At 60.3% G+C, this 26,303-nt stretch carries 21 protein-coding genes; 15 read left to right on the forward strand and 6 right to left on the reverse strand.

Going from position 1 to position 26,303, the window contains the following annotated elements; translation table 11 throughout:
- Positions 1-128: 128 nt before the first annotated feature.
- Both ACP3RB_RS00325 and ACP3RB_RS00330 read left to right on the forward strand, forming a co-directional pair.
- Positions 129-1,184: a methionine ABC transporter ATP-binding protein gene (locus ACP3RB_RS00325; protein WP_314643729.1), complete on the forward strand. Its 1,056-nt coding sequence runs from the start codon at positions 129-131 to the stop codon at positions 1,182-1,184.
- The gene (locus ACP3RB_RS00330) at positions 1,185-1,880 is read left to right on the forward strand and encodes a methionine ABC transporter permease (RefSeq protein ID WP_426699112.1); all 696 of its coding nucleotides are present in this window, start codon (positions 1,185-1,187) and stop codon (positions 1,878-1,880) included.
- Positions 1,881-2,031: 151 nt separating this feature from the next.
- Here ACP3RB_RS00330 and ACP3RB_RS00335 read toward each other — a convergent pair whose 3' ends face one another.
- The 3 genes from ACP3RB_RS00335 to ACP3RB_RS00345 all read right to left on the reverse strand — a co-directional run bounded on the left by ACP3RB_RS00335 (position 2,032) and on the right by ACP3RB_RS00345 (position 5,385).
- Positions 2,032-2,796, reverse strand: coding sequence for an HAD family hydrolase (locus ACP3RB_RS00335; protein WP_426699113.1), 765 nt, complete (start codon positions 2,794-2,796; stop codon positions 2,032-2,034).
- A gap of 190 nt (positions 2,797-2,986) precedes the next feature.
- Positions 2,987-4,405, reverse strand: coding sequence for an ABC transporter permease (locus ACP3RB_RS00340; protein ID WP_311473675.1), 1,419 nt, complete (start codon positions 4,403-4,405; stop codon positions 2,987-2,989).
- Positions 4,405-5,385, reverse strand: a complete 981-nt coding sequence (locus tag ACP3RB_RS00345; RefSeq protein ID WP_426699114.1) for an ATP-binding cassette domain-containing protein — start codon at positions 5,383-5,385, stop codon at positions 4,405-4,407. The genes ACP3RB_RS00340 and ACP3RB_RS00345 overlap by 1 nt, the downstream gene beginning before the upstream one ends.
- 265 nt (positions 5,386-5,650) lie before the next feature.
- Here ACP3RB_RS00345 and ACP3RB_RS00350 point away from each other — a divergent pair, with 265 nt between their 5' ends.
- From ACP3RB_RS00350 to ACP3RB_RS00385, 8 genes are all read left to right on the forward strand, one after another.
- A complete protein-coding gene (locus tag ACP3RB_RS00350; protein ID WP_426699115.1) occupies positions 5,651-6,940 on the forward strand; it encodes a 2-carboxy-D-arabinitol-1-phosphatase in 1,290 nt (429 codons plus the stop codon).
- Positions 6,930-7,409: a VanZ family protein gene (locus ACP3RB_RS00355; RefSeq protein WP_426699116.1), complete on the forward strand. Its 480-nt coding sequence runs from the start codon at positions 6,930-6,932 to the stop codon at positions 7,407-7,409. The genes ACP3RB_RS00350 and ACP3RB_RS00355 overlap by 11 nt, the downstream gene beginning before the upstream one ends.
- A gap of 415 nt (positions 7,410-7,824) precedes the next feature.
- Entirely contained in the window at positions 7,825-8,616 is a 792-nt protein-coding gene (locus ACP3RB_RS00360; protein ID WP_294630095.1) for a DeoR/GlpR family DNA-binding transcription regulator, read from the forward strand.
- Positions 8,616-9,566: a 1-phosphofructokinase family hexose kinase gene (locus tag ACP3RB_RS00365; protein WP_049353217.1), complete on the forward strand. Its 951-nt coding sequence runs from the start codon at positions 8,616-8,618 to the stop codon at positions 9,564-9,566. The genes ACP3RB_RS00360 and ACP3RB_RS00365 overlap by 1 nt, the downstream gene beginning before the upstream one ends.
- Before the next feature lie 182 nt (positions 9,567-9,748).
- Positions 9,749-11,755: a PTS fructose transporter subunit IIABC gene (locus ACP3RB_RS00370; protein ID WP_311648425.1), complete on the forward strand. Its 2,007-nt coding sequence runs from the start codon at positions 9,749-9,751 to the stop codon at positions 11,753-11,755.
- Between the two features lie 100 nt (positions 11,756-11,855).
- The gene (gene ptsP, locus ACP3RB_RS00375) at positions 11,856-13,550 is read left to right on the forward strand and encodes a phosphoenolpyruvate--protein phosphotransferase (RefSeq protein ID WP_060824889.1); all 1,695 of its coding nucleotides are present in this window, start codon (positions 11,856-11,858) and stop codon (positions 13,548-13,550) included.
- Positions 13,551-13,783: 233 nt separating this feature from the next.
- On the forward strand, positions 13,784-14,062 hold the full coding sequence (locus ACP3RB_RS00380) for an HPr family phosphocarrier protein (protein WP_005504506.1): 279 nt from the start codon (positions 13,784-13,786) through the stop codon (positions 14,060-14,062).
- 418 nt (positions 14,063-14,480) lie between these two features.
- Positions 14,481-16,616 (forward strand): threonine/serine ThrE exporter family protein, encoded by a 2,136-nt coding sequence (locus tag ACP3RB_RS00385; protein ID WP_426699117.1) that lies wholly within the window; start codon positions 14,481-14,483, stop codon positions 16,614-16,616.
- Positions 16,617-16,754: 138 nt separating this feature from the next.
- On the opposite strand, the gene ACP3RB_RS00390 is transcribed toward ACP3RB_RS00385, so the two are convergent.
- Complete coding sequence (locus ACP3RB_RS00390; RefSeq protein ID WP_311648419.1) at positions 16,755-17,426, reverse strand: uracil-DNA glycosylase; 672 nt, start codon at positions 17,424-17,426, stop codon at positions 16,755-16,757.
- A gap of 206 nt (positions 17,427-17,632) precedes the next feature.
- Between ACP3RB_RS00390 and ACP3RB_RS00395 the strand changes: the two genes are divergently transcribed.
- The 4 genes from ACP3RB_RS00395 (at position 17,633) to rlmC (ending at position 22,197) form a co-directional block, all read left to right on the forward strand.
- Complete coding sequence (locus ACP3RB_RS00395; RefSeq protein WP_314935127.1) at positions 17,633-17,938, forward strand: DUF3263 domain-containing protein; 306 nt, start codon at positions 17,633-17,635, stop codon at positions 17,936-17,938.
- 261 nt (positions 17,939-18,199) lie between these two features.
- The gene (locus tag ACP3RB_RS00400; RefSeq protein WP_314609126.1) at positions 18,200-18,790 is read left to right on the forward strand and encodes a LytR C-terminal domain-containing protein; all 591 of its coding nucleotides are present in this window, start codon (positions 18,200-18,202) and stop codon (positions 18,788-18,790) included.
- A gap of 409 nt (positions 18,791-19,199) precedes the next feature.
- Positions 19,200-20,822: a chaperonin GroEL gene (gene groL, locus ACP3RB_RS00405; RefSeq protein WP_314609125.1), complete on the forward strand. Its 1,623-nt coding sequence runs from the start codon at positions 19,200-19,202 to the stop codon at positions 20,820-20,822.
- A gap of 241 nt (positions 20,823-21,063) precedes the next feature.
- Entirely contained in the window at positions 21,064-22,197 is a 1,134-nt protein-coding gene (gene rlmC, locus ACP3RB_RS00410; protein ID WP_413041542.1) for a 23S rRNA (uracil(747)-C(5))-methyltransferase RlmC, read from the forward strand.
- Positions 22,198-22,401: 204 nt separating this feature from the next.
- On the opposite strand, the gene ACP3RB_RS00415 is transcribed toward rlmC, so the two are convergent.
- Together ACP3RB_RS00415 and ACP3RB_RS00420 are read right to left on the reverse strand one after the other, a co-directional pair.
- Positions 22,402-23,763, reverse strand: a complete 1,362-nt coding sequence (locus ACP3RB_RS00415) for an MFS transporter (RefSeq protein WP_246824527.1) — start codon at positions 23,761-23,763, stop codon at positions 22,402-22,404.
- 218 nt (positions 23,764-23,981) lie between these two features.
- Positions 23,982-24,503 carry a mycothiol transferase gene (locus ACP3RB_RS00420; protein WP_049363487.1) on the reverse strand — a complete coding sequence of 174 codons (522 nt, stop codon included), beginning with the start codon at positions 24,501-24,503 and terminating at the stop codon, positions 23,982-23,984.
- A 234-nt stretch (positions 24,504-24,737) separates the two neighbouring features.
- On the opposite strand from ACP3RB_RS00420, the gene ACP3RB_RS00425 reads away from it, so the two are divergent.
- Positions 24,738-26,147, forward strand: a complete 1,410-nt coding sequence (locus tag ACP3RB_RS00425) for an FAD-dependent oxidoreductase (protein WP_426699118.1) — start codon at positions 24,738-24,740, stop codon at positions 26,145-26,147.
- Positions 26,148-26,303 lie beyond the last annotated feature (156 nt).

Below are 26,303 nucleotides of genomic sequence, written 5' to 3' on the forward strand. Positions count from 1 at the left end.
CCTCTAGGCATACGCAAAGGCGGTAAGTCTAAGCACCCGAAGCGGGTCACGACAGGCTTACCGTCCTTTGCGTACCGGCGTTAAGACCCTTTAACGCCCCAACCACGACATATAACGGATACAAATTTATGAGTGAACTGGTACAGAGCTTCGGTGACAGCACCGAGCCCATGGTGGTTCTGGACGGAGTCTCCAAGGTCTTCGGCAACGGCCCCAAGGCAGTAGTTGCTGTCGACAATGTCTCCCTCACCATTAACCGCGGTGAAATTTTTGCAATCATCGGCTACTCCGGCGCCGGTAAGTCCACCCTCGTCCGCCTCATTAACGGCCTGGAAACCACCACCAGTGGCACCCTGACCGTTGGCGGCTTCGAGATTTCCGGTAAGCGCGACTCCGAACTGCGTGAAGCACGCACCAACATCGGTATGATCTTCCAGCAGTTCAACCTGATGAACTCCCGCACCGTGCTCGGTAACGTCGAGTTCCCCCTGAAGATTGCCGGCTGGTCTAAGAAGGACCGCCGCGCTCGTGCCCTGGAAATGCTCGAGTTCGTGGGTCTTGCCGACCGTGCCGATCACTACCCGAACCAGCTTTCGGGCGGTCAGAAGCAGCGTGTGGGCATTGCTCGTGCGCTCGCAACCAACCCGGCTCTGCTGCTTGCCGATGAGTCCACCAGCGCGCTGGACCCTGAAACCACCCATGAAGTGCTTGCACTGCTGAAGAAGGTCAACCGTGAACTGGGTGTGACCGTCGTGGTGATTACCCACGAGATGGATGTGGTTTCCACTATCGCTGACCGTGTGGCAGTCATGGAGTCCGGCCGCGTGGTGGAGCAGGGCAACGTGTACGATGTCTTCTCCAACCCGCAGACCGACGTGGCGAAGCTGTTCGTGGCAACCACCGTGAAGCTTGCCCCCACCGGCAAGGAAGCGGCTGAGCTGCGCGCAAACCACAAGGGTTACCTCATCAACGTTGAAATCGTGGAGGGTAACCAGGAGCTCGGTAAGGTGCTGTCCTACCTGGGCGCCCGTAACGTCCGCTTCAACATTGTGGGCGGCGGTATCGAGACCCTGCAGGGTAAAGCGTACGGCACCCTCACCCTGGAACTCCTGGGTGAAATCACCAGTATTGATGCCGCCGTTGCCGAGCTGAAGACCGTCACCCGCGTGCAGGAGGTGCGCTAAATGTTTGCTACTACTCTTCCGCTGGCTACCTCGAAGACGGACTGGTCTGAGTTCCTGCCCGAGAAGCTGATTCCGGCTATTGGCGACACCTTCTACATGGTGTCTATTACGATGCTGTGTGCAGGTCTGGTTGGCCTGATTGTGGGCGCTCTGCTGTACACCACCCGTGCAGGTAATATCTTCCAGAACCGCTTCGTGTACACGGTTCTGAACATTCTGGTGAATGTGATTCGCCCGATTCCGTTCATCATTTTGATTGCGGCTCTGGGCCCGCTGACTAGTGCTGTGGTGGGTACCCGCCTGGGCGTAAACGCGGCGGTCTTCGCAATGAGCTTCGGTGCTGCATTCGCTATTGCCCGTATCGTGGAGCAGAACATGGTCTCCATTGACCCGGGCGTGATTGAGGCGGCGCGTGCGATGGGCGCTTCAAAGCTGACCATCCTGTTCACCGTGATGATTCCGGAGGCGCTTGGCCCGCTGATCCTGGGTTACACCTTCCTCATCATCGGCGTGGTGGATATGTCCGCTATGGCCGGTTACGTGGGTGCTGGCGGTCTGGGTAAGATCGCGATTGTGGACGGCTACCAGCGCTTCAACGATGAGATCACCTGGGCTGTTGTGGCGATTATTATCGTCCTGGTTCAGCTGGTTCAGTTCCTCGGCAACTTCCTGGCCAAGAAGGTTATGCGCCGATAAGCTCGTGCCCCTGTAGGCCTTGCAGGTACTGTAGGCCTTGCAGGTACGGCTGATAAGACATAGAAGACTCCCGGTCTGCTCCTCAAGGAGCGGGCCGGGGGTCTTTCTTTGTACCGGTCTTTTGTCGTACCGAGGGAGGGACGCTAAGTGCTTAGCCCTGCGCCGCCTCAGAGTGCTGTGCCGCCTCAAGCTTGGCGATCCAGGTGCGTGCCGCCTCCCAGAGCTGCGGGTCATTGAACGAATCGAAGCGCCCAAAACCGGCCGGTGCCTTTGCCGGGTCGGTGCCTTCCGGAACGTAAATCATGACCTTTGTACCGGCGTCACGTGCCGCCTGCGCGCCCGCGGGGGAGTCCTCGAACGCCAGCGCCTCGTGGCCCTCAAAGCCGAGGCGACGTGCCGCCTCCAGGTACATGTCCGGGGCGGGCTTACCGGCCGGAACGTCGTTGCTGCTGACCCAGGTGCGCACCAGCGGGGCGTAACCGTAGCTTTCCATTTTCAGGGTCAGAATGTTCGCGGTGGAGTTCGACGCCACCGCAACCGGCATGTGCTCGCTCAGGAAGCCCAGGAACTTCTGCGCACCCTCAATCAGGTCCACGCCGGAGCTGATGACCTCGTGCTCGGTGGTGAGCAGATCCTTCATCACGCGTTCATGGTGCTCGGCGTACTCTGCGGAGGCGGTGTCCGGCTTCTGGCCGTTCTGCGCCTCGTAGGAGAGCAGTGCAAGCTCCTCGGCGACATCGGCTGCCGCCAGACCGGTGAGGCGGTGCTCCACCTCTTCGGTGAAGGGAACAGACCAGCGGGCGAAAAGCTCACGCTGCACATCGTTCCAGACGGTCTCGGAGTCGAGGAGGATGCCGTCGCAGTCGAAGATTGCGCAGCGGGGGAACCAATCGGAGGGTACTGTGTGTTCAAACATAATGTCAGTCTCTCACAGGGCTTTAGGCTATGGAAGCGGTGGCCCGGTGCGTGAGAAAACATGCAGAGCGCAAACCGGATAAGGGCACAAAAGCACGCAGCACAAAAGCGCACAGCACATCAGCAGACATGAAGAAACCCTCCCGCCGCATCCAGAACGGACGCAACGGGAGGGCAGAAACTAAAACAGCTTAGAGAGCGGACACCGGCTTATGGGTCACCTGACGCATAAACGGAATGGTCGCCAACAGGCCCACATAGACCAGTACCAGACCCAGCGCAATAGCGCCGAAGGTCATACCGAACATCTTCGTCAGAATTTCACCGGATAGACCCTGTGCCGCAATCAACGCCGTCAGCGGCAGACCCAGCAGCGCAGAAACCACGCTAATGAGCACCAACGGACCGAAAACCACGGTAAGGCGCGAAGCCTGCAACATCCTCGTGGGGGTACCCATCATATTCAGCGAAGAGTACAGGGAACCACGCTCGTAAATGGCGGCACTCTGGTTCAACACTGCGGAGAGAGTGACCAGCAGGTACGAGAAGAACAGCATGAGCAGCATGCCCTGGAACATGTCCGACATGATGGTCATGAAGGGGCCGGCGGCGGGGCCTACCTCCTTCGCCGTTTTGTTCATCTCACCCGCCAGAATCAGGATGGGGCCGAAGAAAGTCACCAAGAAGGTCGACAGCGCCACACCCGAAACCTGACGCCACGCCCCACGCGGGGACTCCAGCACCGCACGGTAACCCAGCAGAACCGACGCCTTCTGGGTCATACGCACACGAATCTTTGCGTACGCCCACACCAGGAAGGTACCAATCAGGTCGATAGCAACCATCATCAGCAGACCCGGCAGAGCAATAAAAATCGCTAGGTTCTTAATCGCGCTATCGGCACCGCCGTCCTGGAAGGGCGAGAACATGCTAAAACCCTTCGAGGTCGATGCCAGAATCATCACGGCAATGACCAGAACAACACCGATACCCAGAGCAATGTAACCGGCGGAACCAGCCTTCGCGCGGGTACGCACACCCAGCGGGCTAATGCTGACCTTCGCCAGGCCGAAGAGGGAGCTGAGAGCCGCCAAAACCATACAACCCAGGAAGCAGTAGAAAATCACGCTCACCGGCAGGAGCATATTCTCAGCCCCCAGCGGAACGTTCATGAAGTGCAGGGCGCCAAAGGGGAAAATCAGTACCAGGTAAAGCAGCAGACCGATGATGAAACCCACAAGAGAGTACACCAGCGCGTCCGCCACCGACAGACCCACAATCAGGGTCGTGGAGGCACCAATCAGACGCAAGGAAGCCAGACGCTCATCACGGCGGCGGGCACTCAAACGAGCAGCCGAAGCGCCCAGGGTAAAGAGCGGAACAATCAGCACCAGAGCGGCAACCCACGCCAAACCCATGTAGAGCTTCTGAATGCCCATCAGGTTGATCATTTCGTGGTCAACGTTGGCGTGCTCAAGCCACGTACTCAGCGCCTGAACACCACCGGCAACCGTCAAAAAAAGTGCCGAGGAGGCGGCAAAAGCCAGCACGGGAAGAATCGCCTGCGAACTCCATAGGGTTCGCTTGGCGAGTAGAGCATAGATTTGCATTATGCACCTGCCTGAGACTGAGCGCCGAAGCTCTGAGCGTGGTTCTGGGAAGCGGGAACACCGCCCTGGCTATTGCGCTGATCGCTCACAATCTGACCGTCCTGCAGGTACACCACGCGGGAGCACGCCGCCGCCACGTTCGGGTCGTGAGTCACCACCAGCAGAGTCTTACCCTGCTGCGGGATCATGGTCAGCAGCAGAGCCATCACCTCACGCGCGGTCTTCGAATCCAGCGCGCCGGTCGGCTCATCCGCGAAGGTCACGGGGGCACCGTTCACCTGGGAGCGGGCAATAGCCACACGCTGAGCCTGACCGCCAGACATCTCACCCATACGGCGGTCCAGCATCTGACCCAAACCCAGACGGTTCAGCAGATCAGCCGAAATGGAACGCGCCTGCTGGCGGGGAACACCGGCAATCATCGCTGCGAGAGAGACATTCTCCTCCGCGGTCAGCTCGGGAACCAACAGACCCTGCTGGAACACGAAACCAAACGAGTTAGCGCGCAGGGAGGTGCGCTCACGCTCGCTGAGGGACTCCACCGCCACCTGACCGGTCGGGCCATTGAACAGCACAGAACCGGCATCAAGCTTGATAATGCCCGAGAGCGCGTGCAGCAGGGTGGTCTTACCGGAACCGGAAGGACCCATAATCGCCACGGACTCGCCGGGGTAAATATCGAGGCTCACGTTACGCAGCACCGGGTTATTTCCGTACGACTTGTGCAGGTTACGGGCAGAAATAATCGCACCGCGTGCGAAGGGCGCCTGCTGCATCTGCTGAGGCGCCTGAGTCGGGTAGCCCTGCTGACCCTGATAGTAGCCCGCCTGCTGGTTAGGCTGACCGGGCTGAGCGGGCTGACTCTGCTGACCGGGCTGAGCGGAATACTGACCGGCAGGCTGCGCCGCCTGCGGAGGGGTCATTGAGTACGGGTTCTGAGCCTGGAACTGCGGGTTCTGGGATTGAGGATTCTGCGTCATGACAACCTTCATTGGGTATGAACTAACGGAAGTACATTTCTATCATCTCAGCTTCTTGGCGGCTCACCCCTCCGTCTGGGGGCTGAAAAATATGGGAAAACCCTGTAAAAATTCGCCCGACCGGGCGCTCAACCGCCCCGCACCTCATACCGCGGTATGAGCACGCCTCAGCAGAAGGGATAAGCCGCGCACCCCTTGAACTGCACCGAGGCCTTGAACCGCACGGAAGCCTTGAACTACACGGAGGCAGTGCCATACTAGAAGGATGACCGACGCACAGAACACCCCCATCATCACTCCGGTAGCCGACCCCGAGGCAGGAACCCGCATCATCTTCCTGCGCCACGGCCAGACCGACTGGAACATTGACCACCGCTTCCAGGGCGGCACCGACATCCCCCTCAACGACACCGGCAGGGAGCAGGTCCGCACCGCTATCGGCGCCCTGCAGCAGGCAGCGGCTGAGGGCACCACCGTGGACGCTATCGTCTCCTCACCCCTTTCCCGCGCCGTAGAAAGCGCCGAAATCGTAGCCGAAGGCCTGGGCGTACCCTACCGTGGCACCGTTGACGGCTTCCAGGAACGTTCCTTTGGCGATTTGGAGGGTCAGGTCGCTACCCGCGAGCTGATTCTTGCCTCCCGTCAGTCCAATAACGCCTTCAACGTGGAACCGAAGAAGGACTTCCTCGCCCGTTCCCTCGCGGCGCTGAACCGCGTCCGCCGTGAATATGAGGGTCAGACCGTTGTGGTCGCCGCGCACGGCATGCTGATTGCTATGACCATGACCGCCCTGGTCGCTGAACGCCACCCCGAACTGCTCAACGAGGACGGCATCTACCCGATCCCGGTGAACGCCTCCCTGACCGAGGTGCCCCTGCAGTACCTGGACGACGCAATCGACCGCTTGCTCGTGCAGCATCTGGAACCCGAGCTGGGCCCGGAAGAGGTCCCGGCGGGTGCCGAGAACACGACCCTCACCCTGATTCGTCACGGCCAGACCGACTGGAACAAGGCGAACCTGATGCAGGGCATCACCGACATCCCGCTCAACGACACCGGCCGCGAGCAGGCACGCACCACCGGCAAGAAGCTTGCCGACATGGGCCTGGAATTCACCGTGCTGGTGTCCTCGCCGCTATCCCGCGCCCACGAGACGGCGCAGCTGGTCGGTGAGCACTTCGACCTGCAGGTGCACAAGACCTACCCCGAGCTGGTAGAACGCGCCTACGGTGCCGGCGAGGGCCTGGACATTCCCGCCCCTGAACGCCGCGCCCCGGAACGCTACTACCCGAACGTGGAATCCGAGCGTGACGTATACATTCGTGCGGTGCGTACCCTGCGCAATATCGTGCGTGAAATCTCTGAAGCCTCGGGCGACCAGAAGATTATTGCCGTCAGCCACGGCAGCTTTATCCGCCGCGCCCTCTCCGCAGCAGCCGGTGAAGAGTGGACCGTGACCGTGCCGAATGCCGAACCGCTCACGATTGACGTGTCGGGCCTGTTCGCGTGGGACTCGACCAAGCAGTTCGACGAGGCGGGTCGCCTTGTTTGGTAAAGCACAACCCGGTAGCGGTCACTTCGGCGCTCGCGTGTGGCGACTGATTCTCTGGCCCGTCACGGCGCTGTACTGCGCGACGGTGGCGAGTATCGTGTTCGCCCCCGTGCACGTGGACGATAACGAGATGGGCGGCCGCCTGGCGCAGTTTTTGGATAGCGGCCACGCCGAGGGCTGGCTGCCTGCGTTCATCACCTATTCGAGCATCGAGCAGCTCTCGAACGTCATCATGTTCATTCCGGGCGGTTTTCTTTTCGCCCTGCTGCTCAAGCCGAAGGCTCGCCCGCACGTGCTGTACGCGGGGTTCCTGGTCAGCGCCTGCATTGAGACGATTCAGAGTTTCATGCCTGATCGCACCGGCGACCCGGTAGATGTGCTGATGAACGGTTCCGGTGCCCTACTGGGCGCGGCGGGTGCTTTGGGCGTGCATCGTTGGCGTCGTGTGTGTCGCGAACGGCAAGGTAAATAAGGTTTTGTGCCCGGTGGAGGCGCTGGTTTCGAGGGTTCTCGTCGAGGGTTTTCGTCGAGGGTTCTCGGAGCCGGCGCCTCCACTTTTTTGCCCTCATGAGGGCGCAGCGTAGGTATTTGGCAGTGTGCGGATGGTGGGGAGTGGGAAAACCCAACAGTTCATTAGGTCAAACAGACATAAACAGGCAGTGACCTCCAACGTAGTGTGGTTTCGGTAGGGAACATTCGGGTAATATTCCGGTAAATACAGCGTTTTATATTGACTTGCCCACAAAAACCCACATAAAATCAAGTATTACCCTCAAGCGCTCTGCCGGCTCACTGAAACCATGTCTCTCACGGTCCTAAAAAGCCGAGCAGAACGCAGAAAAGAACGCACAGATTTCCTCCCACTAGTCCAAAGGAACACCAGATTTATGTTCGCAGAAGAACGCCGTGCCGAAATTGCAAAGCTTGTTGCCTCCGCACGTCGTGTCAACGGCGCTGACCTTGCGCGCCGTTACGATGTGACCATGGAGACCGTGCGTCGTGACCTCGCCGCACTGGAAGAAGCAGGTAAGCTCCGCCGTGTCCACGGTGGTGCCGTCACCATTGAGCAGTCCACCTCCCTGGAGTCCTCCATCTCCTCCCGACAGGGCATGAACACCCCCGAGAAGCGCCGCATCGCCACCAAGGCATACCAGATGCTACGCGACTCCGAGGCAGGCTCCATCGTCCTGGACGCAGGCTCCACCATCGAAATTCTCGCCGACCACATCGGCGCTGAGAATTTCAGTCTCAAGACCGGCAACGACCGCATCATCATCACCCACGCACTGCACATTGCAGTCAAGCTCGCCGAAGCCGAGGGCGTCACCCTTGAACTGGTTGGCGGCCAGCTGCGCAAGATGACCTGGGCTGCTGTTGGCGCACGCGCCGCAGAGCACTTCGGCACCATGCGCCCCGATATTGCTTTCATTGGTGCCAACGGCATCGAATCCCACTTCGGCATCTCCACCCCCGGCATGAACGAAGCCATCGTCAAGACCGCAATTTGCAAGGCAGCCCGCCGCGTGGTCCTGCTTTGTGACTCCGCGAAGTTCGGTCAGGAATCCCTGGTCCGCTTCGCCGGATTTGAGGATATTGACACCCTCATTACCGATCGCGAGCCCGAAGGTGCCCTCCGCCAGGCACTCGAGGCCGCAAACGTTGAGATTGTGATCGCCTAATGATTATTACTCTGACCGCCAACCCCAGCCTGGACCGCACCATTGAACTCGGTGCACCCCTGGCTCACGGTGCCGTGCAGCGTGCTGTCGGTGCCGTACAGGATCCCGGTGGCAAGGGCGTGAATATTTCCCGCGCCCTGCAGGTTTCCGGTGTGCCGACCCTCGCCATCGTGCCTGGTGAAGCCACCGACCCGGTGCTGACCGCACTGCAGGCTGTGGATGTTGAGTTCGCTAACCTGCCCACCGGTGAGCCGATTCGCTCGAACGTCACCGTGGTTGATCCGGATGGTACCACCACCAAGCTGAACGCCCCCGGCACCGTTTTTGATGCCGAACTGCGTCAGAAGCTGGATGCGCTGGTGGTTGAGCGTTCCAAGGGTGCCGACTGGGTGGTTCTGGCTGGTTCGCTGCCTCCGGGCCTGGAGCCGACCTACTACTCCGAGCTGGTGGCGGCACTGCGCGCCTCCGGCTACGAGGGCAAGATCGCTATCGATACCTCTGAGGCGCCGCTGATCGCGACTGTCGCCGGTGAGCACAAGCCCACCCTGATTAAGCCCAACTCGGAGGAGCTGGCTCAGCTGACCGGCAGCGATAACTGGGAGGAGCTGGAGGCTAGCCCCGAGCTGACCGCCCGCACCGCCCAGAAGCTGCTCGGCGACGGCATCGAGTACGTGCTTGCCACCCTCGGCGGCGGCGGCGCAGTGCTGGTCACTGAGCAGGGTATCTGGCACGCTGTGCACGAGCCGATTCAGGTTCGTAGCACTGTGGGTGCCGGTGACTCGTCGCTGTCCGGTTTCTTGATTGCTCACACTCGTGGTGAGGATGCCCCCGGTTGCCTGGTTCAGGCGGTAGCTCACGGTTCGGCTGCTGCTGCTCTGCCGGGTACCCGTATGCCTTCGTTGGAGCAGACCACTCCTGAGAAGGTCACTGTTCGTCAGCTGCAGCTCTAAAGCTCTAATTCGGACTGTTTTCGCACCTCCAGCTTTTATTCCCTGAAGGGAATATAAGCCGGGGTGCTAAACAGCCACGCGCATACGAACGCAACACACACAGCACACACTTTGAACTCATAGGGGAGAAGCCCGGCACCGCTGAGCGAATCCCCGCCCTAACACATACCCGAGGAGGGAATATGTCTGATCTAATCACCGCAGATCTCGTCCTTCTGGACGAGAATCTCGGCGAGACCCGATTCGACGTAATTGCCAAGCTCGCTCAGGCAGTCGTAAATGCCGGACGCGCTACCGACTTCGAGCAACTCTACGCGGCTGCCGAGGCACGCGAATCTAAGACCGACACCGGCATCCCCGGCGGTATTGCGATTCCGCACTGCCGTAGCGCCGCCGTCACCGAGCCAACCCTGGCAATGGCACGACCCAACCCGGCAGTTTCCTTCGGTGCAAAGGACGGCCCCGCCGACCTGATTTTCTTCATTGCTGCGCCCGATGGCGCTGACCAGGCTCACCTGAAGCTACTCTCCACCCTGGCACGCTCCCTGATGAAGAAGAGCTTCACCGCGTCCCTGCGCGAAGCCTCCTCGGCTGAAGAGATCGTTGAGCTGGTCAACGGTGCGCTCGGCGTAGGTGAGAAGAAGGCAGAGGCTAAGCCCGCCGAGGCCGCACCCGCCGCACCTGCTGCCTCCGCTCAGGAAGCTCCCGTTGCTTCGGCTCCGGTGAAGAAGATTGTTGCTGTGACCGCATGCCCCACCGGTATCGCTCACACCTACATGGCTGCGGACGCCCTCAAGTACGCTGCTGAAGAGCTCGGCTACGACCTGAAGGTTGAGACCCAGGGCTCCTCGGGTAACGAAACCCTGAGCCAGGCCGATATTGACGCCGCCGACGCCGTGATTTTCGCGGTGTCCGTGAACGTGCGTGAGCGTAACCGCTTCGCGGGTAAGCCCTTTGTCGAGTCTCCCGTCAAGCGCGGTATTGACGAGCCTAAGGAAATGATTGCGGAGGCTCTGGCTGAGGCTGAGAACCCCAATGGTGCGCGCGTTGCCGCTGCCGCATCCAGCGGTGAGGATAGCGCAGGCGCTACCGAAGGCGCTTGGGGCTCGCGCATCTACAAGGCCGTGATGACCGGTATCTCCTACATGATTCCGTTCGTTGCTGCCGGCGGTATTTTGGTCGCCCTGGGCTTCGTTTTCGAGGCAATTACGGTGCCGAACCTTGGCGAGGTGAACACCAAGGCGATTCTCGACTCGGCAACCCTGTTCAACCTCGGTGATGTGCACTGGACCCTGTACCTGGGTGCTGTTCTGCAGACCATCGGTGGTTTCGGTCTGAGCCTGATGGTTCCGGCTCTTGCCGCGTACATTGCGTACGGTTTGGCTCAGCGTCCCGGTATCGCTCCGGGCTTTATCGCCGGTTCGGTGGCTCTTGCCGTGAACGCAGGCTTCCTCGGCGGTATTGTTGGCGGTATTCTCGCCGGTCTGATTGCGTACGCTCTGGGTACCCTGAAGCTGCCCCGCTGGCTTGGCTCGATGATGCCCGTGGTCATCACCCCGCTGGTGACTTCTCTGGTTGCCGGCCTGGCAATGTACCTGCTGCTCGGTGCGCCCCTGGCGTGGGTTATGACCACCCTGCAGGATTGGCTGACCTCCATGTCTGGTGGCTCCGCTCTGGTGCTGGGTCTGATCCTGGGCGCCATGATGGCTTCTGACCTGGGCGGCCCCATCAACAAGGCTGCTTACCTCTTCGCAACCGCCGGCCTGTCCTCGGGTGCGACCGTAAACCAGGAAATCATGGCTGCCGTCATTATCTCCGGTATGGTTCCGCCGCTGGCTATGGCACTGGCAACCACCCTGCGCCCCAAGCTGTTCAACGAGAACGAGCGTGAGAACGGTAAGGCTGCGTGGCTGCTGGGTGCATCCTTCATCTCTGAGGGCGCTATTCCCTTCGCCTCGGCTGACCCGGCTCGCGTGATTCCTTCGACCATTGTTGGTGGCGCTATCGCCGGTGCAATCTCCATGGGTGCGCACGTGGCTTCCCCGGCTCCGCACGGTGGTATTTGGATTATTGGTCTGGCGCAGAACCCGCTGATGTTCCTGGCGGCTGTTGTTGCCGGTACCGTTGTTTCGGCGCTGCTGTACGTGGTGCTGAAGTCCCTGGGTGCCCGTTCTAAGGCATCCGCATAAAGGCCGTATAACCTCACCTTCATTTGACCGTCTGTTTGCAGGCGCGAGCGTGAAAAAACACGTTACACTGTAGACAAACCACAGATAGGACATGAACTCTATGACTACCTACAAGGGCGTCGGCGTATACGCCGGCCGCGTTATTGGCCCCGTTCTTCAGATGCCTAAGCCCATCGAGGAACCCAAGGACGGTCTGCGTCTGAGCGGTGAGACCGCTGAGGCTGCAGCACAGCGCATCAAGGACGCGTCGGTCCGCGTCAAGGAAGACCTGCTGGCTCGCGCAGAGAACGCAAGCCGTGACGGTAAGGCTGTTCTGAAGTCTACTTCTCAGATGGCTACCGACCGTGCACTCATCAAGAGCGCTATTAAGCTGGTTGAGACTCAGGAGATGGCTCCCGAGCGCGCAATCTGGGAGGCTGCAACCTCCTTCGCAGACCAGATGGCTGCTCTGGGTGGCTACATGGCTGAGCGCGTCACCGACATCCACGACGTGCGTGCCCGCATCGTTGCTGAGCTGACTGGCCAGCAGGCTCCCGGCATCCCCGTTTCTGACGAGCCGTTCATCCTGGCTGCTATTGACCTGGCACCGGCTGATACCGCAACCCTGGACCCCGAGAAGGTTATCGCACTGATCACCTCTGACGGTGGCCCCCAGGCGCACACCGCTATTCTGGCTCGCGGCTTGGGTCTGCCCGCTATCGTTGCGGCTAAGGGCGTGACCGAGATTGCTGACGGCACCATCGTCTACGTGGACTCTAACGAAGGCATCGTTGACACCGAGCCCACCGACGCTGACCGCGAAGCAGCGATTAAGTACGCAAACCGCAAGCCCGTCGCTGACTTCGACGGTCAGGGTGTGCTGGCTGACGGCACTCGCGTACCGCTGTACGCAAACGTTGGTGACGGCAAGTCCGCTGAGAAGGCTGCAAGCCTGAAGGCTGAGGGTGTTGGTCTGCTCCGCACCGAGTTCGGCTTCCTGGGCCACGACGCTGAGCCTTCCATCGAGACTCAGGCTAAGACTTACAAGTCCGTGTTTGACGCATTCCCCGGCAAGCACATTGTGGTCCGTACCCTGGACGCTGGCGCTGACAAGCCCCTGCCGTTCCTGAACGTGAACCCCGAAGAGAACCCCGCACTGGGTGTTCGCGGTTTCCGTACCGACTGGACCGTTCCGGGCGTTCTGACCCGCCAGCTGGAGGCTATTAAGGCCGCTTCGGAGAACTCCGACGCTGACATCTGGGTTATGGCTCCGATGATTTCGACCACCTCCGAGGCACGCAACTTCGCGAACATGCTTAAGGAGATTGGCCTGCCCGTTCACGGTGTGATGGTTGAGACCCCCGCAGCTGTGATGAACGCTGAGGCTATCCTGGGCGAGGTCGACTTCGTGTCTATCGGCACCAACGACCTGACCCAGTACACCATGGCGGCTGACCGTCTGCTGGGCGACCTGGCGCACCTGAACAACCCCTGGCAGCCCGCAGTGCTGAAGATGATTAAGATGACCGTTGAGGGTGCTCAGCGTGCATCGGTCACCGCGGGTAAGAAGAAGTACGTGAGCGTCTGTGGTGAGGCTGCGGCTGACCCGGCTCTGGCTGTTGTTCTGATTGGTCTGGGCGTTGACACCCTGTCCATGAACGCTGGCGCTATCCCCGCTGTGGCTGCGGTTCTGAAGTCCGTGACCAAGGAGAAGGCACAGCAGATTGCAGCTATCGCTCTGCAGCAGATCTCTTCTGCTGAGGCGAAGGAGAGCGCACGCAAGGCTCTGCCGATTCTGGACGAGCTGGGCCTCTAAGCCTTAAAACGATTCCGGGGTTGCCTGCCGCTCCTTGGTGGGGTGTGCTGGGCGGTGCCTGAGTCCACGAAAATGCCGGGTGTAGAGTTTTATTTCTGCATCCGGCATTTTTGTACTTGTTAGCGTATGGCTGAACGGTACAATTTATAGAGTAAGGGCGGGTCCTGAAGCGCCCCGTTCATTTAGAATAGGTACTGATATATTTTCGGTTCCTTAATCAAAGGAGAAACATAATGGCAGAGCGCGAAGCCACTATTGCAAGCCGTGTTGGCCTGCACGCACGTCCGGCAGCTATCTTCGCTGAGGCAGCTGGCGACCTCCCCGTTGAGGTGACCATCGCTGCTAAGGGTGAGCCCGCAGATGAGGCTATGGACGCTGCATCGATTCTGTCCCTGATGTCCCTGGGTGCAAAGCACGGCGACGTTGTTGTCCTGCGCGCTGAGGGCGAAGGTGCTGAAGAGGCTCTGGACTCGCTGGTTAAGATCCTCGAGACCGACCACGACGCTGAGTAATTGACTCTCGCCTCTGAGGTGAACCCCTAAGCGGTGCGCTTCGGATGCTGTGAAGGCTACCGCCTTAAAGCGTGAATATCCCGTCACTTCGGTGGCGGGATATTTTTTATTATGAATAATTCATATTTCATTGCGTTATGGGTGGAGGCATAAGGGGGTTATTTTCCCGCTAAATCTTAATGTATAAATAACCTTTATTTTTTCCTCGAAATACCCGCAAAAATATTCCCCACAATATTTTCTGTACAGTAGCGACCCCGCTTTCTCATCATTTCAATGAAGCTATCCAACGCAGGTCACACATGGTGCCGTTAGTGCAGAAAACAACACCTAGAAAAACAGTATTTTTGCTCCCCGGTGCTACCGCAGAATCGCGCCCTTGTTAGACTAAAAAGGCACTGTCTATCTGGGAGGGACATTGGCAGAATCGAGGAACACCCCCGCGACCTCCACATCGCGGGATGCTTCGCATGCAGGCGAAGTAAACACTGTCGCAACGGAAGGAAGCGAGCAGAATACTACCGCGGGCTACATTGCCGGTAAGCGCGGTTTTCCCCTGGTTTCACTAGACCAGGTTACCGACGAGAAATTGCGCCGCGTGTTGGCTCAGCAGGCCCCTGCCGCGAAGGCTCAGGAAGGTACCGTCGCAGCGGAAGCTGTCAGTGAGGTACTGCAGGAGGCCGCAGCAGACATGGGTATCCCCGCGCAGGAGGTAGAGCCCACCGGCGACCCCGAGCTGCGCCCTAACGGTCACGGTGCGCGCACCGTCATTGACCCCTCCCTCGTACCTGACGACGACCTGGACGCATACCGTGAGGACCCGAACCCCCTCACCGCCAGCAATATGGTGACCGAGGCGGCGTTGACCCGCCCCTCCCAACCGGTGCCCATGACCGGCATGATTCCGCAGGTACCTAACTCGCACGCTGCCCGCCGCTTCGGCGCGGATCCTGCCGCAATGCCGAAGACCGGGCCCGTCTCGATGCCCACGAACTCCGTACCGCTGGTTGATAGGGGCGCTCAGGGCCTCCACGGGCGCGGTAGCGGCGGCCGTTGGGGTTCGCGTCGCCTCCGCTCCTTCGTGCGCACTGAGGAGGCAGCACCCGCCGCCCCGCGTGGCGCCCAGCGCATCGCTCAGCGTCAGTTTGTGCCGACTATCCGCACTGAAGAGCATGAGCGTCGTGAGGCGTTCCGCCGTGAGAAGGAGTATGCCCGCGATACCCTGAACTTTACCCTGCGCCTGGCTGAGGCGATGTTCCACTACGGTGCGGACGCCATGGACGTGGACTCGGCGATTATTGCGGTCTCTTCGGCGTACGGGCTGGACTCGGTGGAAGTCGATATTACGAACCAGTCGGTGACCATCAACTACACGTCGGACCCCGATATTTACATGGAGTCCCGCATCGCCAAGCGCAATGCGAACGCAGACGAGCGTTTCACCCACACCCTGGTGCGTGTGGTGCGTTCCTCCACTGAGAACTATGAGGCACTTTCTGAGGTGTACGGCCTGATCTATAAGATCACTCGTGGCGGCATGACCCTGGAAATCGCCGATTTGAAGCTGAGCCAGATTACGCACCGACCCAAGCCGTTTCCGCCTCTGGTGGTGTGGGCGGCGAATCTGGCGTGTGCTGGAACCCTGACGGCGGCGCTGGGGGCGAGTTTTGCGACGGCGTTGAGTGCGGTGATTATTTTTATTCCCGTGTACTTGCTGATTCAGTGGTTGAGTTCGATTGGTATTCCGGCGTTCTTCCGCATGGCCGCTAGTGCGGGTCTGATGACCTTCTTGGCGATTTGGCTGGGCGGTGAGGGATCCATTCTTTCGGTGTTGCAGCGTCAGGGGGAGGCGATTTCGGCGCCTCTGGTGGTGGCTGCGGGCATGATTATGTTCTTGCCAACGCCGCGTCTGGTGGGTGCCGTGCAGGATGCGATTAACGGCTTCCCGGTGACGGCTGCGGGTCGTTTCGTGTCGACGGGCATGAGCTTCTTGGGTCTGGTGGTCGGCATTGCGACTGCGGTGAGTGCGATCAATATTTTCAATGGCCCGACCCTGGATATTGAGCAGCTACGTTTTGAACCGACGACCCCGCTGGCGGCGTCTTTCTTCTTCCTGGTGGCGATTGCAACCTTTGCAATTACTTTGCAGACGAAGCTGGTGAAGGTCGGTTGGCTGATGGTCATTACGGGTTGCGGTTTGGCGGCGTATTACGGCTATGAGTTGCTTGCCGGTCCGAGTGCTGGTCGCGGTCCGACGGCGTGTGCTGCGGTTGTGATTGGTGCGTTGAGCACGTATTTTGCGTACCGTCTGCATGTGCCTCAGGCGATTTTCTCGATTCCTGCGATTACGTTCTTGCTGCCGGGTCTGTCGTTCTTCCGCGGTATGTATCTGCTGACGGTTGAGACGGATGTGATTCTGGGTATGCAGAATATGATTACGGCGGTTTCGATTGTTGTGGCGATGGCTTCGGGTGTTGCTCTGGGCAATTACACGATGCAGTATGCGCTACAGCATTTTACGACTCCGCGGAATGTGGAACCGGCAGATTCTTAGCCCTCCTTCAAGGGTATATAGCCAATATTGCATATATTGATGTAGGGAAGGGGCGGTAGCTTGCGAGTTCACCTCACAAGCTACCGCCCCTTCGCTACACCCACTGAGCCAGCTCTTACACCGGCTCTTGTGCTGCGCCTAACGGACCGTCCAATCCACCGGCTCCGCACCCTGCTGCACCAGCAAAGAATTCACGGTCGAAAACGGGCGCGAACCAAAGAAACCACGACGAGCAGACAGCGGCGAAGGATGCGCCGACTCCACGCTCGGGTACGGCTGCAGCATGGGTGCGCACTTGCGTGCATCCGCGCCCCACAGCAGACCCACCAGCGGCTGGTTACGCGCCACCAGCGCACGGATAGCGCACTCGGTAATCTCCTCCCAACCCTTGCCGCGGTGCGAACCCGCATCAGACTCACGCACCGTCAAAACCCTGTTGAGTAGCATGACGCCCTCATCGGCCCAACAGGACAGGTCGCCGTGATTAGCCGGGGCGATACCCAAATCGTCCTCAAGTTCCTTGTAAATATTGTTCAGCGAACGAGGCAGCGGCATGCCGCGGTGCACCGAGAACGACAGACCCATCGCGTTGCCCGGGGTGGGGTAGGGGTCCTGGCCAATAATGAGGACCTTCACCCGGCTCATCGGGCGGCGGAACGCATTGAAAATATCGGCGGCAGGCGGGAAAGTACGGTACCCCGCCGCGTGCTCCTCACGCAGAAAAGCGCCCATGGCGTGAATCTGCTCTTCGACGGGGGCGAGCGCTGCCGCCCAATCCTCGCTCATAATGCTGCTGAGGGGCTGGTTCATGAATCTCCTCGGGGAATCTCCTGGTGCTGATGCGACCCGGACGGTGACGGGGCCGGGCGCGGGACGAATGCTTCTCCTCTAGACTGAGGCTCTCCTCTAGGATGAGGTTCTCTTCTAGGCTAGGTTTCTCTTCTAGACTAGGGGATGACGAATACACACGCTAGGAGACGCCAGCCGCAGCGGGCGAGCTACAGACAGGAGGGAACGTGTCAGAACAGGAACGCGCTGAAACCGCACAGAGCCAGCCAGAAGCACAGAGCCAATTGGAAGCGCAGAGCCAGCCGGAAACGGAGAACCAGCCCGGCGGCCTAACCCCGGTGGAGCGCCGCATCCTTGAGGTGGAGCGCCGCCGCTTCAAACACCAGGGTTCCAAAGAGAAAGCGATTATCGCCGCCGGTTTCACCCCGATTGCCTACTACCAGCGCCTGAACGTGATGCTCGACGATGAGCGGGTACGCGCCGCAGCGCCGCAGATTATTGACGTTCTACGCGCCCGCCGAGACGCTGACTAGGGGCTCGAATTGCGGGAGCCGCGCGAGCTCTCCAACTTATGCATCCAACCCCGCACACCTTAGGTTCAACCAGAGATTGAACACTGTGCGGTGTCCGTCTCTTTCGCAGCCGGTTGCGGGGCGTTCACATTGGTTCTCGCTAATTGAGCCGGTACTCTAGGTACTAGAACACCAAGACCGTACCTTCCGCAGCCGCGCCCGCGCGCCAGGCAGGGAGGCACGGTACCAGCCGGTAAACAGAGACCCGTGAAATGAGGATAAATGAGCTACCCCCGCGACGAATTTGACGAGGTAGACGAAAATACCGCCCGCCGCGGAACCTACCGCGCGGTCAATGCTGACCCGGCAAAGAGCCCCAAGGGCGCTATCCCCCTGGTAGCTGCAGGCGTAGTCGGTCTGCTCATCGGCGGCGCGATGTACGTGTACGCGCCGCGCACCGCCTCCCCGCAGTACTCGGCGTCCACCGCGAAGAGCAGCTCCGCCCCCGCAAGCGCGTCGGCGTCCTCTGCGCCGTCTAAGGCTTCCGCATCGGCAAGCGCTACGAAGACCGGTCTGGCTGAGTCCATCTCCGTGGCGGTCTACAATGCCGCGGCTCCGGCGGGTAGCGCATCCGGTGCGGCGGCACTGCTGACCGGTTACACCATCAGCGAGACAGCAAACTACACGGGTGCGGCACCGGCAACCAGCGTGGTCTACTACGCTGAGGGCTACCAGTCGCAGGCGCAGAGTATCGCCTCGAAGCTGGGTATTGCTCAGGTGCGTCAGGCAACCTCCGATGTGCAGATGGGCAACCACGAGGTCATCGTGGTTCTGTCCTCGGACTACACCGGCTCCGCTACTGCGGCGGAATAGGTTCAGACGGTTGCCCGGGTGATTCTGAGCCCGCGCCGACTGTTTCTGCCATAACGACTTCTGCTCAACCCCATCTCAACCCCATCCGCGCAATTCCACTGATGCGCCGGGTGGGGTTGATGCTTTTAGCGCCCCTCACGCGCCCCCGGTAGGCACACCGGTAACGCCCCTTTTGGCGGGCTTAATGAGTGCAGATTAAGCACTGGGCGATTAACCCTTCAACCTTGGGCTTAAACGTTTGCTCCATGCCGGTGCGGGTGCCACAATTGATGTAGCATTCGGGTGCTTTACGCCCTACTCTGCCCGCGCCTTACGTAACGGGGACGTTGTGGAGGGGCAGCCACCCGATTTTAGATGTACCGCACCCGCAAGGGTGAAGGAAAAAATCCGATCGTCCAGGAGGACACTTATGGCAAAGCTCATTGCTTTTGACGAAGAGGCACGCCGCGGCCTTGAGCGCGGTTTGAACACCCTCGCCGATGCAGTGAAGGTGACCCTCGGCCCCCGCGGCCGCAACGTTGTGCTGGAGAAGGCGTGGGGCGCCCCCACCATCACCAACGACGGTGTCTCGATCGCGAAGGAAATCGAGCTGGAGGATCCGTACGAGAAGATTGGTGCGGAGCTCGTCAAGGAAGTTGCTAAGAAGACTGACGACATCGCAGGTGACGGTACCACCACCGCTACCGTTCTGGCTCAGGCACTGGTTCGCGAGGGCCTGCGCAACGTGGCTGCTGGTGCTGACCCGCTGAGCCTCAAGCGCGGCATCGAGAAGGCTGTTGAGGCTGTGACCGAGGCTCTGCTCTCCTCCGCGAAGGAAGTTGAGACCGAGGAAGAGATTGCTGCAACCGCTTCGATTTCCGCTGGCGACGCTGAGATCGGCAAGCTCATTGCTGAGGCAATGGAGAAGGTCGGCAAGGAAGGCGTCATCACCGTTGAGGACTCCAACACTTTCGGTCTGCACCTAGAACTGACTGAGGGTATGCGCTTCGACAAGGGCTTCCTGTCCGGTTACTTCGTGACCGACCCGGAGCGTCAGGAAGCAGTCCTGGAGGACCCCTACATCCTGGTTGTGAACCAGAAGATTTCGAACGTTAAGGACCTCGTCCCTGTCCTGGAGAAGGTTATGCAGTCCGGCAAGCCGCTACTGATCGTTGCTGAGGACGTTGAGGGTGAGGCTCTGGCTCTGCTGGTGCTGAACAAGATGCGCGGCTCCATCAAGTCTGTTGCTGTGAAGGCTCCGGGCTTCGGTGACCGCCGTAAGGCTCAGATGGCTGATATCGCTATCCTGACCGGTGGCCAGGTCATCACCGAAGAGGTTGGTCTGTCCCTGGACGCAGCAACCCTGGACATGCTCGGTTCCGCCCGCAAGGTCGTTGTGACCAAGGACGAGACCACCATCATCGAGGGTGCAGGCGACGCAGCAGCTATCGAGGGTCGCGTGGCTCAGATCCGCGCAGAGATTGCTAACTCTGACTCCGACTACGACCGTGAGAAGCTGCAGGAGCGCCTGGCTAAGCTCGCCGGTGGCGTGGCCGTGCTGAAGGCTGGTGCCGCAACTGAGGTTGAGCTGAAGGAACGCAAGCACCGCATTGAGGATGCTGTGCGTAACGCTAAGGCTGCTGTTGAGGAGGGTATCGTCCCCGGTGGTGGCGTTGCTCTGATTCAGGCTGGCGTGAAGGTCTTCGACAAGCTGGAGCTGACCGGTGATGAGGCTACCGGCGCGAACATTGTGCGCGTGGCTATTGACGCACCGCTGAAGCAGATCGCTGCTAACGCTGGCCTGGAGCCGGGCGTTGTGGTTGACCGTGTTCGTTCCCTGCCTGCTGGTACCGGCCTGAACGCTGCGACCGGCGAGTACGAGGACCTGATGGCTGCTGGTATTGCTGACCCGGTGAAGGTGACCCGTTCGGCTCTGCAGAACGCTGCGTCGATTGCTGGTCTGTTCCTGACCACTGAGGCTGTTGTTGCGAACAAGCCGGAGCCCGCTGGCGCGGCTACTCCCGGTGCGGACGGCATGGCAGGAATGATGTAGTAGAAATTTATCCCTGATGGGGTAAATTTCTACGGAATCCGTGGCACGCGAAGCGTGACATGGTGATGACCTAACGCTGGTACTTGAGCCGGCACAGGTCCACGCATCCGTATGAGGCGGGGGCGGCTACCCATGAGGGGTGGCCGCCTCCGCTTTTTCTGTGCCCATGTGTAGCCGAGCATCCTGTGTCTGTGATGGGTCGGCGGCGTGCCTGCCGGTGGAGGCGGTAGAATGGCTCCTTATGGAATGCGCCTATTTTCGTGATGACCTCTGCTCCTCCTGCCCCAGCATTGAGACCGCCTACACCGCGCAGGTGCAGGCGAAGCAGGAGCACGCCCGCGCCCTGCTCGCCGCGTACCCGCAGTTGCAGTGGTTGGATCCGGTGACCAGTGCGGAGGCGGGCTTCCGCAATAAGGCGAAGCTCGTGGTGGGCGGTTCGGCGAAGAACCCGACCCTGGGCATTGTGGATTACCGTACGGGCGCCTCCACTGATCTTGGCGAATGCCCGCTCTATATGGAGCCGATTCAGGCGGCTATACCGGTGCTGCGTGAGCTGATTCAGCGTGCAGACCTGACCCCTTATGACATTCCGAACCGTCGCGGTGAGCTGAAGAATATTCTGGTGACTGCTTCGGCGGCGGGTGAGCTGATGGTGCGTTTCGTGCTGCGTTCGAAGAAGCTTCTGGTGCCGATTCGCCGCCAGATGGGCTGGCTACAGGAGCGGCTGCCGAACCTGGCAGTGCTGTCGGTGAACCTGCTGCGTGAGCCGGTGGCGCGCGTTGAGGGTGATGAGGAGATTATTCTCTCGGAGCGTCAGACCCTGCCGATGCAGGTGAATGACCTGACCCTGCATTTGCGTCCGCAGAGCTTCTTCCAGACGAACACGAAGGTCGCTGAGGCGATGTACGCGCAGGGTCGTGAGTGGGTGCGTGAGGTGGCTCCGCGCTCACTGTGGGACTTGTACTGCGGCGTGGGCGGTTTTGCCCTGCATGCCGCTTCGGTGATGGACGGCGGTTCGGTGACGGGTATTGAGATTAGTGCGGAGGCGGTCGCTTCGGCGCAGCGCACGGTGGCTGAGTATGGGCTGGAGGGCGTGAACTTTTCGGCGCAGGACGCGCCGGAGTTCGCGGTGTCTTCGGGCACGGTGCCGCAGATGCTGGTGGTGAACCCGCCGCGCCGCGGTATTGGTGAGAGCTTGTGCGCGTGGATTGAGGGTTCGGGTATTGACCGTGTGGTGTATTCGAGCTGTAATGCGGTGACTTTGGCGAAGGATCTGGGGCGCATGCCCTCGTATGTGCCGGTGCAGGGCCGTGTGCTGGACATGTTCCCGCATACGGACCACTATGAGGTTATGACGTTGCTGAAGCGCGGGTAGGTTTCTCGGGTCAAGCGCTCATTCCTATCCCAAGTCCGCGAGCAGATACATAACACTAGGGCGCGAGCAGGTGATTTTTGGCCGAGCAGGTAGTATTTTTCCTGCATGCTCGGCCAAAAATCACCTGCTCGCGGTGTTATCAGGGTTGCCCGCAACGTGGCGGAGGTGAGGCGATGATGCCCCGAGGCGATATACAGAGCACAGTCATGCACCCGCACGGCTCTTTGCCTCATTCCGCGATTCCTGCGCCCGTATCGCTCGCGCAGTCGGGCCGAGAATGAACGTGAATACGGTGGCGATGATGAAGAGTGCCCCTCCGGTAACAATGGTGTTGATCGCGCCGAACGCTGGTACCGCCCATCCGGTGATGAGGTACCCGACCATACCCGCTAGGGAGAAAACCACACCCATGAAGCTGTAGACGCGCCCGCGCATGTGTTCGTCGATAGCGTCTGCGAAGAGGACTTGCCCGAGCACTTCTTCGGGTCCGTAGAACATGCCCCAGATGAACCAGAGCACGAGTACCGCCCACAGCGCCGGGTGTAGTCCCATACTCAGACAAACGGCGCCGTAGCCGAGTCCGGAGATGCACATCCACCCGCGTTTGGTCATACGCACCCGCCCGGCGCCTGTACCGACGCCGAGTTTGGCTGAAAGCCAGGAGCTGATCACGCATCCGGCGGCGTAGACGGAAGTTGCGATTCCGAAGGCGGTGTAGTCGTGCCCGAGGCCGCGGGTGAGGTATTCGAGCATGGGCAGGGTGGTGATGGGTACGGCGGCGATGGAGAGGAACCAGAAGGTGAGCATACCGCGCACGATGGGGTTGTGTGCGGTGTAGGCGGCGCCTTCGCGCAGGAGTCTGCCGGTGTGGTGTTCCTGCACGGTGGCGGTGCGTTCGGCGTGGGTGAGGTCGTAGTTGCGTATGGTGGCGACGGTGAGGGCAGCGAGCAGGTTGAGGGTGCCTGCGAATCCGACGGCGAGGGCTGGGGTGGTGAAGGATGCGACGGCGGCTGCGATGGTGGGGCCGAGGGTTTGGGCGAGGAAGATGAGGCTGCCGCGGCGTGCCATGTATTTTTGGTAGTCGTCGCCGAGCAGGGAGGGCATGGCGGCGGAGGCTGCGGGGGATGAGAAGGTGCCGAAGGTTGAGACGAGGAATGCGATGGTGAGGAAGGCGGGTAGTCCTGCGGCGGCGTAGAGGGCTGGGGATGCGATGAGTAGGGCGGCGCTGGCGAGCCTGAAGCTGACGGTGAGGGTTTTGCGGTTGAATTTGTCGGCGATAGCGCCTGCGAATGGTGCGAAGAGGATGACGGGGACTGCCTCGACGACCATGACGATAGCGGAGTGGGCGAGGTCGCCGGTGGCGCCGTAGGTCAGCAGGGGCATGGCGATAGCTTGGATACTGGACGCAAGAGCATCAGAAACCTGCGCGGTCAGGAGCGTGAGCTGCCCGCGTGCGTTCAGCGGCGTTGCTGATGTGGGTTTTGCGGTCGCGTCTGGTGTGTTTGTTGGAATGCGCGACGCAGGTGATTCAGGGTGCTCAGGCGAAGGGTCTGTGGTGCGTCTCATAATACTGTGGATTCTATCACGGGTAAGAACGCTGTAACCGAGGCGAAACAAGACACAAGATGCGCGAGCAGATAACAGTCCGTTATCTTCTCGCCGAAATATTATCTGCTCGCGGTGTTATCGGGGTTGCCCGCAACCGGGCGGTGGCGCCTCGGGCTGGTTGTGTCCGAGGCGCCACCGCCTTTTCGTTCCCCTCTAGCGGGCGTGAAATCCTAATCCTACGCCGCGAAATCCTGCGCGGCGAGAATACCCGCCGCGTACGCCGCCTGACCCACGTGCTGGGTTGCGTCGTCAATCAGGCTGACCAGGCGCATACCGCGAGTTACCGGCGGAGTCCACGAACGGTCAATAATCTCGCTCAAATCAGCCTCGCTCAGTGTCTGCGCGTAGTCGGCAAGCGCCTCGTCGGTCGCCACAAGGTATTCCACCAGCAGGGCAGAATCTTCAACCACAATGGAGCGTGCTTGCTCGGCGGTGTGGCCGTAGCCCATGGTGTCGCCGAGCTCGCCCAGGTTGAAACGCTCCCTGAAACCCTGAGTCTCCCAGACCTGCGGCTGACCATTCAGAGCAGAAAGCTGCATGTCCATTTGTCGTCCGGCATGCCAGAGGAGCCAGGCGATAGAGTTCGGGTGCCCACCCGGATGTGCGTTCAATGCCTCAGCCGATAGCCCCTTGACGGCTACGGCGGCTTCGATGCCGGGGCGGCTGGCGGCGTCGCGCAGAATATCGTGGGTTTTCATGGAATCCTCCTGAAAATATTGGCTGTTCGTAGGCCGGCTACTCGTAGGGAGCCGGGTAGTTTCAGTCTACGCCCACACTGGCCGAGGGGTGGTTGTAGAAGAGGGGTGGGGGCTTTGCTCATGTCCTAGCGGTGGTTGGGGGAGAAGAAAAAATGTGGCGCGCGGGAATAATACTCATTTCTTCCCGTTGAACTCTGCGAAAACATCATCATCTAAATTTCACAGGAGAATAGTATGACCACCCCCGCTCAGCTGCACTTTGACATGGTCGTCATCGGCTTCGGCAAGGGCGGCAAGACCCTCGCCGGCGCATACGCCAAGACCGGCAAGAACGTTGCCCTCATCGAACAGTCCACCGGCATGTATGGCGGCACCTGCATCAACATCGGTTGCGTACCCACCAAGGCGCTCGTGCACCGCGCCGACGAGTTCCGCGCCAGCGGCGAGCGCAGCCTCGAAGAAGCAAACGCCGCCTACGAATCCGCCGTGGTCTTCCGTGACAAGCTGACCGGCATGATGCGCGCCAAGAACCGCGAAATCCTGCTCTCCAACGAGACCGCTAAGCTCATTGATGGTCACGCACGTTTCATCTCCGACACCGAGGTTGAGGTTACCGCGGGCGAGGACACCCTGCGCGTTACCGCCGACTACTTCATCGTCAACACCGGCGCCGTGTCGGTCATCCCGCCGATTGAGGGCGTCCGCGAATCTGAGCGTGTGCTCACCTCCACCGAGCTGCAGAAGCTCACCCCGCGCCCCAAGCGCCTGGGCATCATCGGTGGCGGCCCCATCGGTGTTGAGTTTGCCGGTATTTTCTCCTCCTACGGCACTGAGGTAACCATTCTGGACGGTGCCCCCGCCCTCTTCGGACGCTACGATGAGGACGTTGCCCAGGTTGCCCGCGAGATTATCGCAGATCAGGACATTACCGCTCACACCGGCGTGCGCGTGCAGTCCTTCAAGGACGGCGCTGACTCGGTGACCGTGACCTACCTCGACTCCGAGGGTGCTACCCGGGAGCTGGAGGTGGACTACGTGATGGTTGCGACCGGCCGCAAGCCCGCCACCGAGGGTCTGGGTCTGGAGAACACCAGCATCGAAACCACCGACCGCGGTGCAATTGTTGTGGATGAGCACCTGCGCACCACCGTGCCGAACATTTTCGCGCTCGGTGACGTGAATGGCGGCCCACAGTTCACCTACATTTCCATGGATGACTACCGCGTGGTGCTCTCTCAGCTGGTCGGTGACGGTTCCCGCTCCACCAAGGACCGCAAGGCGGTGGCTTCGACCATCTACATGAACCCACCGCTGTCTTCGGTTGGTCTGACCGAGCGTGAGGCAATCGAGGCTGGCCACAAGGTGAAGGTCGCTTCGAAGCCGGTTGCCGCTGTTGCCGCGATGCCGCGTGCGAAGACCCAGGAGAACCCGCGCGGCATCATGAAGTTCGTGATTGACGCGCAGACCGACCAGATTCTGGGTGCCCAGCTGCTGGTCATCGAGTCCATGGAAGTTATTAACCTGGTGGCTCTGGCGATGCGCCACGGCATTACCGCCTCGCAGCTGCGCGACGAGATTTACACCCACCCCTCGATTACCGAGGGTCTGAATGAGGTTCTTGCCGTCGCGGTGCCCGTGAACTAGTTTCACAGAGTTAGTTTTAACGAGCTAGATTCGCGCCCGAATTCACGCTTCGCGTAGCGTTTCTGCTTGTCCGAGTGCTTCCCTGCCCGTTCCGCCCGTTGTGCTATCAACGGGGGTGCGGGTGGGGAAGCATTTTTGTTAAGGTTCAGATATACC

Origin of the sequence: Rothia mucilaginosa, assembly GCF_049990865.1 — a bacterium.
In the GTDB taxonomy this organism is placed as follows: Bacteria; Actinomycetota; Actinomycetes; order Actinomycetales; family Micrococcaceae; genus Rothia; species Rothia mucilaginosa_I.

Excerpts from the sequence above, each read along its gene's own strand:
- ACP3RB_RS00365 (WP_049353217.1), top strand. The coding sequence starts at position 8,616 with ATGATTATTACTCTGACCGCCAACCCCAGCCTGGACCGCACCATTGAA.
- ACP3RB_RS00390 (WP_311648419.1), bottom strand. The coding sequence starts at position 17,426 with ATGAACCAGCCCCTCAGCAGCATTATGAGCGAGGATTGGGCGGCAGCG.
- ACP3RB_RS00325 (WP_314643729.1), top strand. The coding sequence starts at position 129 with ATGAGTGAACTGGTACAGAGCTTCGGTGACAGCACCGAGCCCATGGTG.
- ACP3RB_RS00380 (WP_005504506.1), top strand. The coding sequence starts at position 13,784 with ATGGCAGAGCGCGAAGCCACTATTGCAAGCCGTGTTGGCCTGCACGCA.
- ACP3RB_RS00415 (WP_246824527.1), bottom strand. The coding sequence starts at position 23,763 with ATGAGACGCACCACAGACCCTTCGCCTGAGCACCCTGAATCACCTGCG.
- ptsP (WP_060824889.1), top strand. The coding sequence starts at position 11,856 with ATGACTACCTACAAGGGCGTCGGCGTATACGCCGGCCGCGTTATTGGC.
- groL (WP_314609125.1), top strand. The coding sequence starts at position 19,200 with ATGGCAAAGCTCATTGCTTTTGACGAAGAGGCACGCCGCGGCCTTGAG.
- ACP3RB_RS00340 (WP_311473675.1), bottom strand. The coding sequence starts at position 4,405 with ATGCAAATCTATGCTCTACTCGCCAAGCGAACCCTATGGAGTTCGCAG.
- ACP3RB_RS00370 (WP_311648425.1), top strand. The coding sequence starts at position 9,749 with ATGTCTGATCTAATCACCGCAGATCTCGTCCTTCTGGACGAGAATCTC.
- ACP3RB_RS00420 (WP_049363487.1), bottom strand. The coding sequence starts at position 24,503 with ATGAAAACCCACGATATTCTGCGCGACGCCGCCAGCCGCCCCGGCATC.
- ACP3RB_RS00345 (WP_426699114.1), bottom strand. The coding sequence starts at position 5,385 with ATGACGCAGAATCCTCAATCCCAGAACCCGCAGTTCCAGGCTCAGAAC.
- ACP3RB_RS00425 (WP_426699118.1), top strand. The coding sequence starts at position 24,738 with ATGACCACCCCCGCTCAGCTGCACTTTGACATGGTCGTCATCGGCTTC.
- ACP3RB_RS00350 (WP_426699115.1), top strand. The coding sequence starts at position 5,651 with ATGACCGACGCACAGAACACCCCCATCATCACTCCGGTAGCCGACCCC.
- ACP3RB_RS00400 (WP_314609126.1), top strand. The coding sequence starts at position 18,200 with ATGAGCTACCCCCGCGACGAATTTGACGAGGTAGACGAAAATACCGCC.
- ACP3RB_RS00330 (WP_426699112.1), top strand. The coding sequence starts at position 1,185 with ATGTTTGCTACTACTCTTCCGCTGGCTACCTCGAAGACGGACTGGTCT.
- rlmC (WP_413041542.1), top strand. The coding sequence starts at position 21,064 with ATGGAATGCGCCTATTTTCGTGATGACCTCTGCTCCTCCTGCCCCAGC.
- ACP3RB_RS00360 (WP_294630095.1), top strand. The coding sequence starts at position 7,825 with ATGTTCGCAGAAGAACGCCGTGCCGAAATTGCAAAGCTTGTTGCCTCC.
- ACP3RB_RS00335 (WP_426699113.1), bottom strand. The coding sequence starts at position 2,796 with ATGTTTGAACACACAGTACCCTCCGATTGGTTCCCCCGCTGCGCAATC.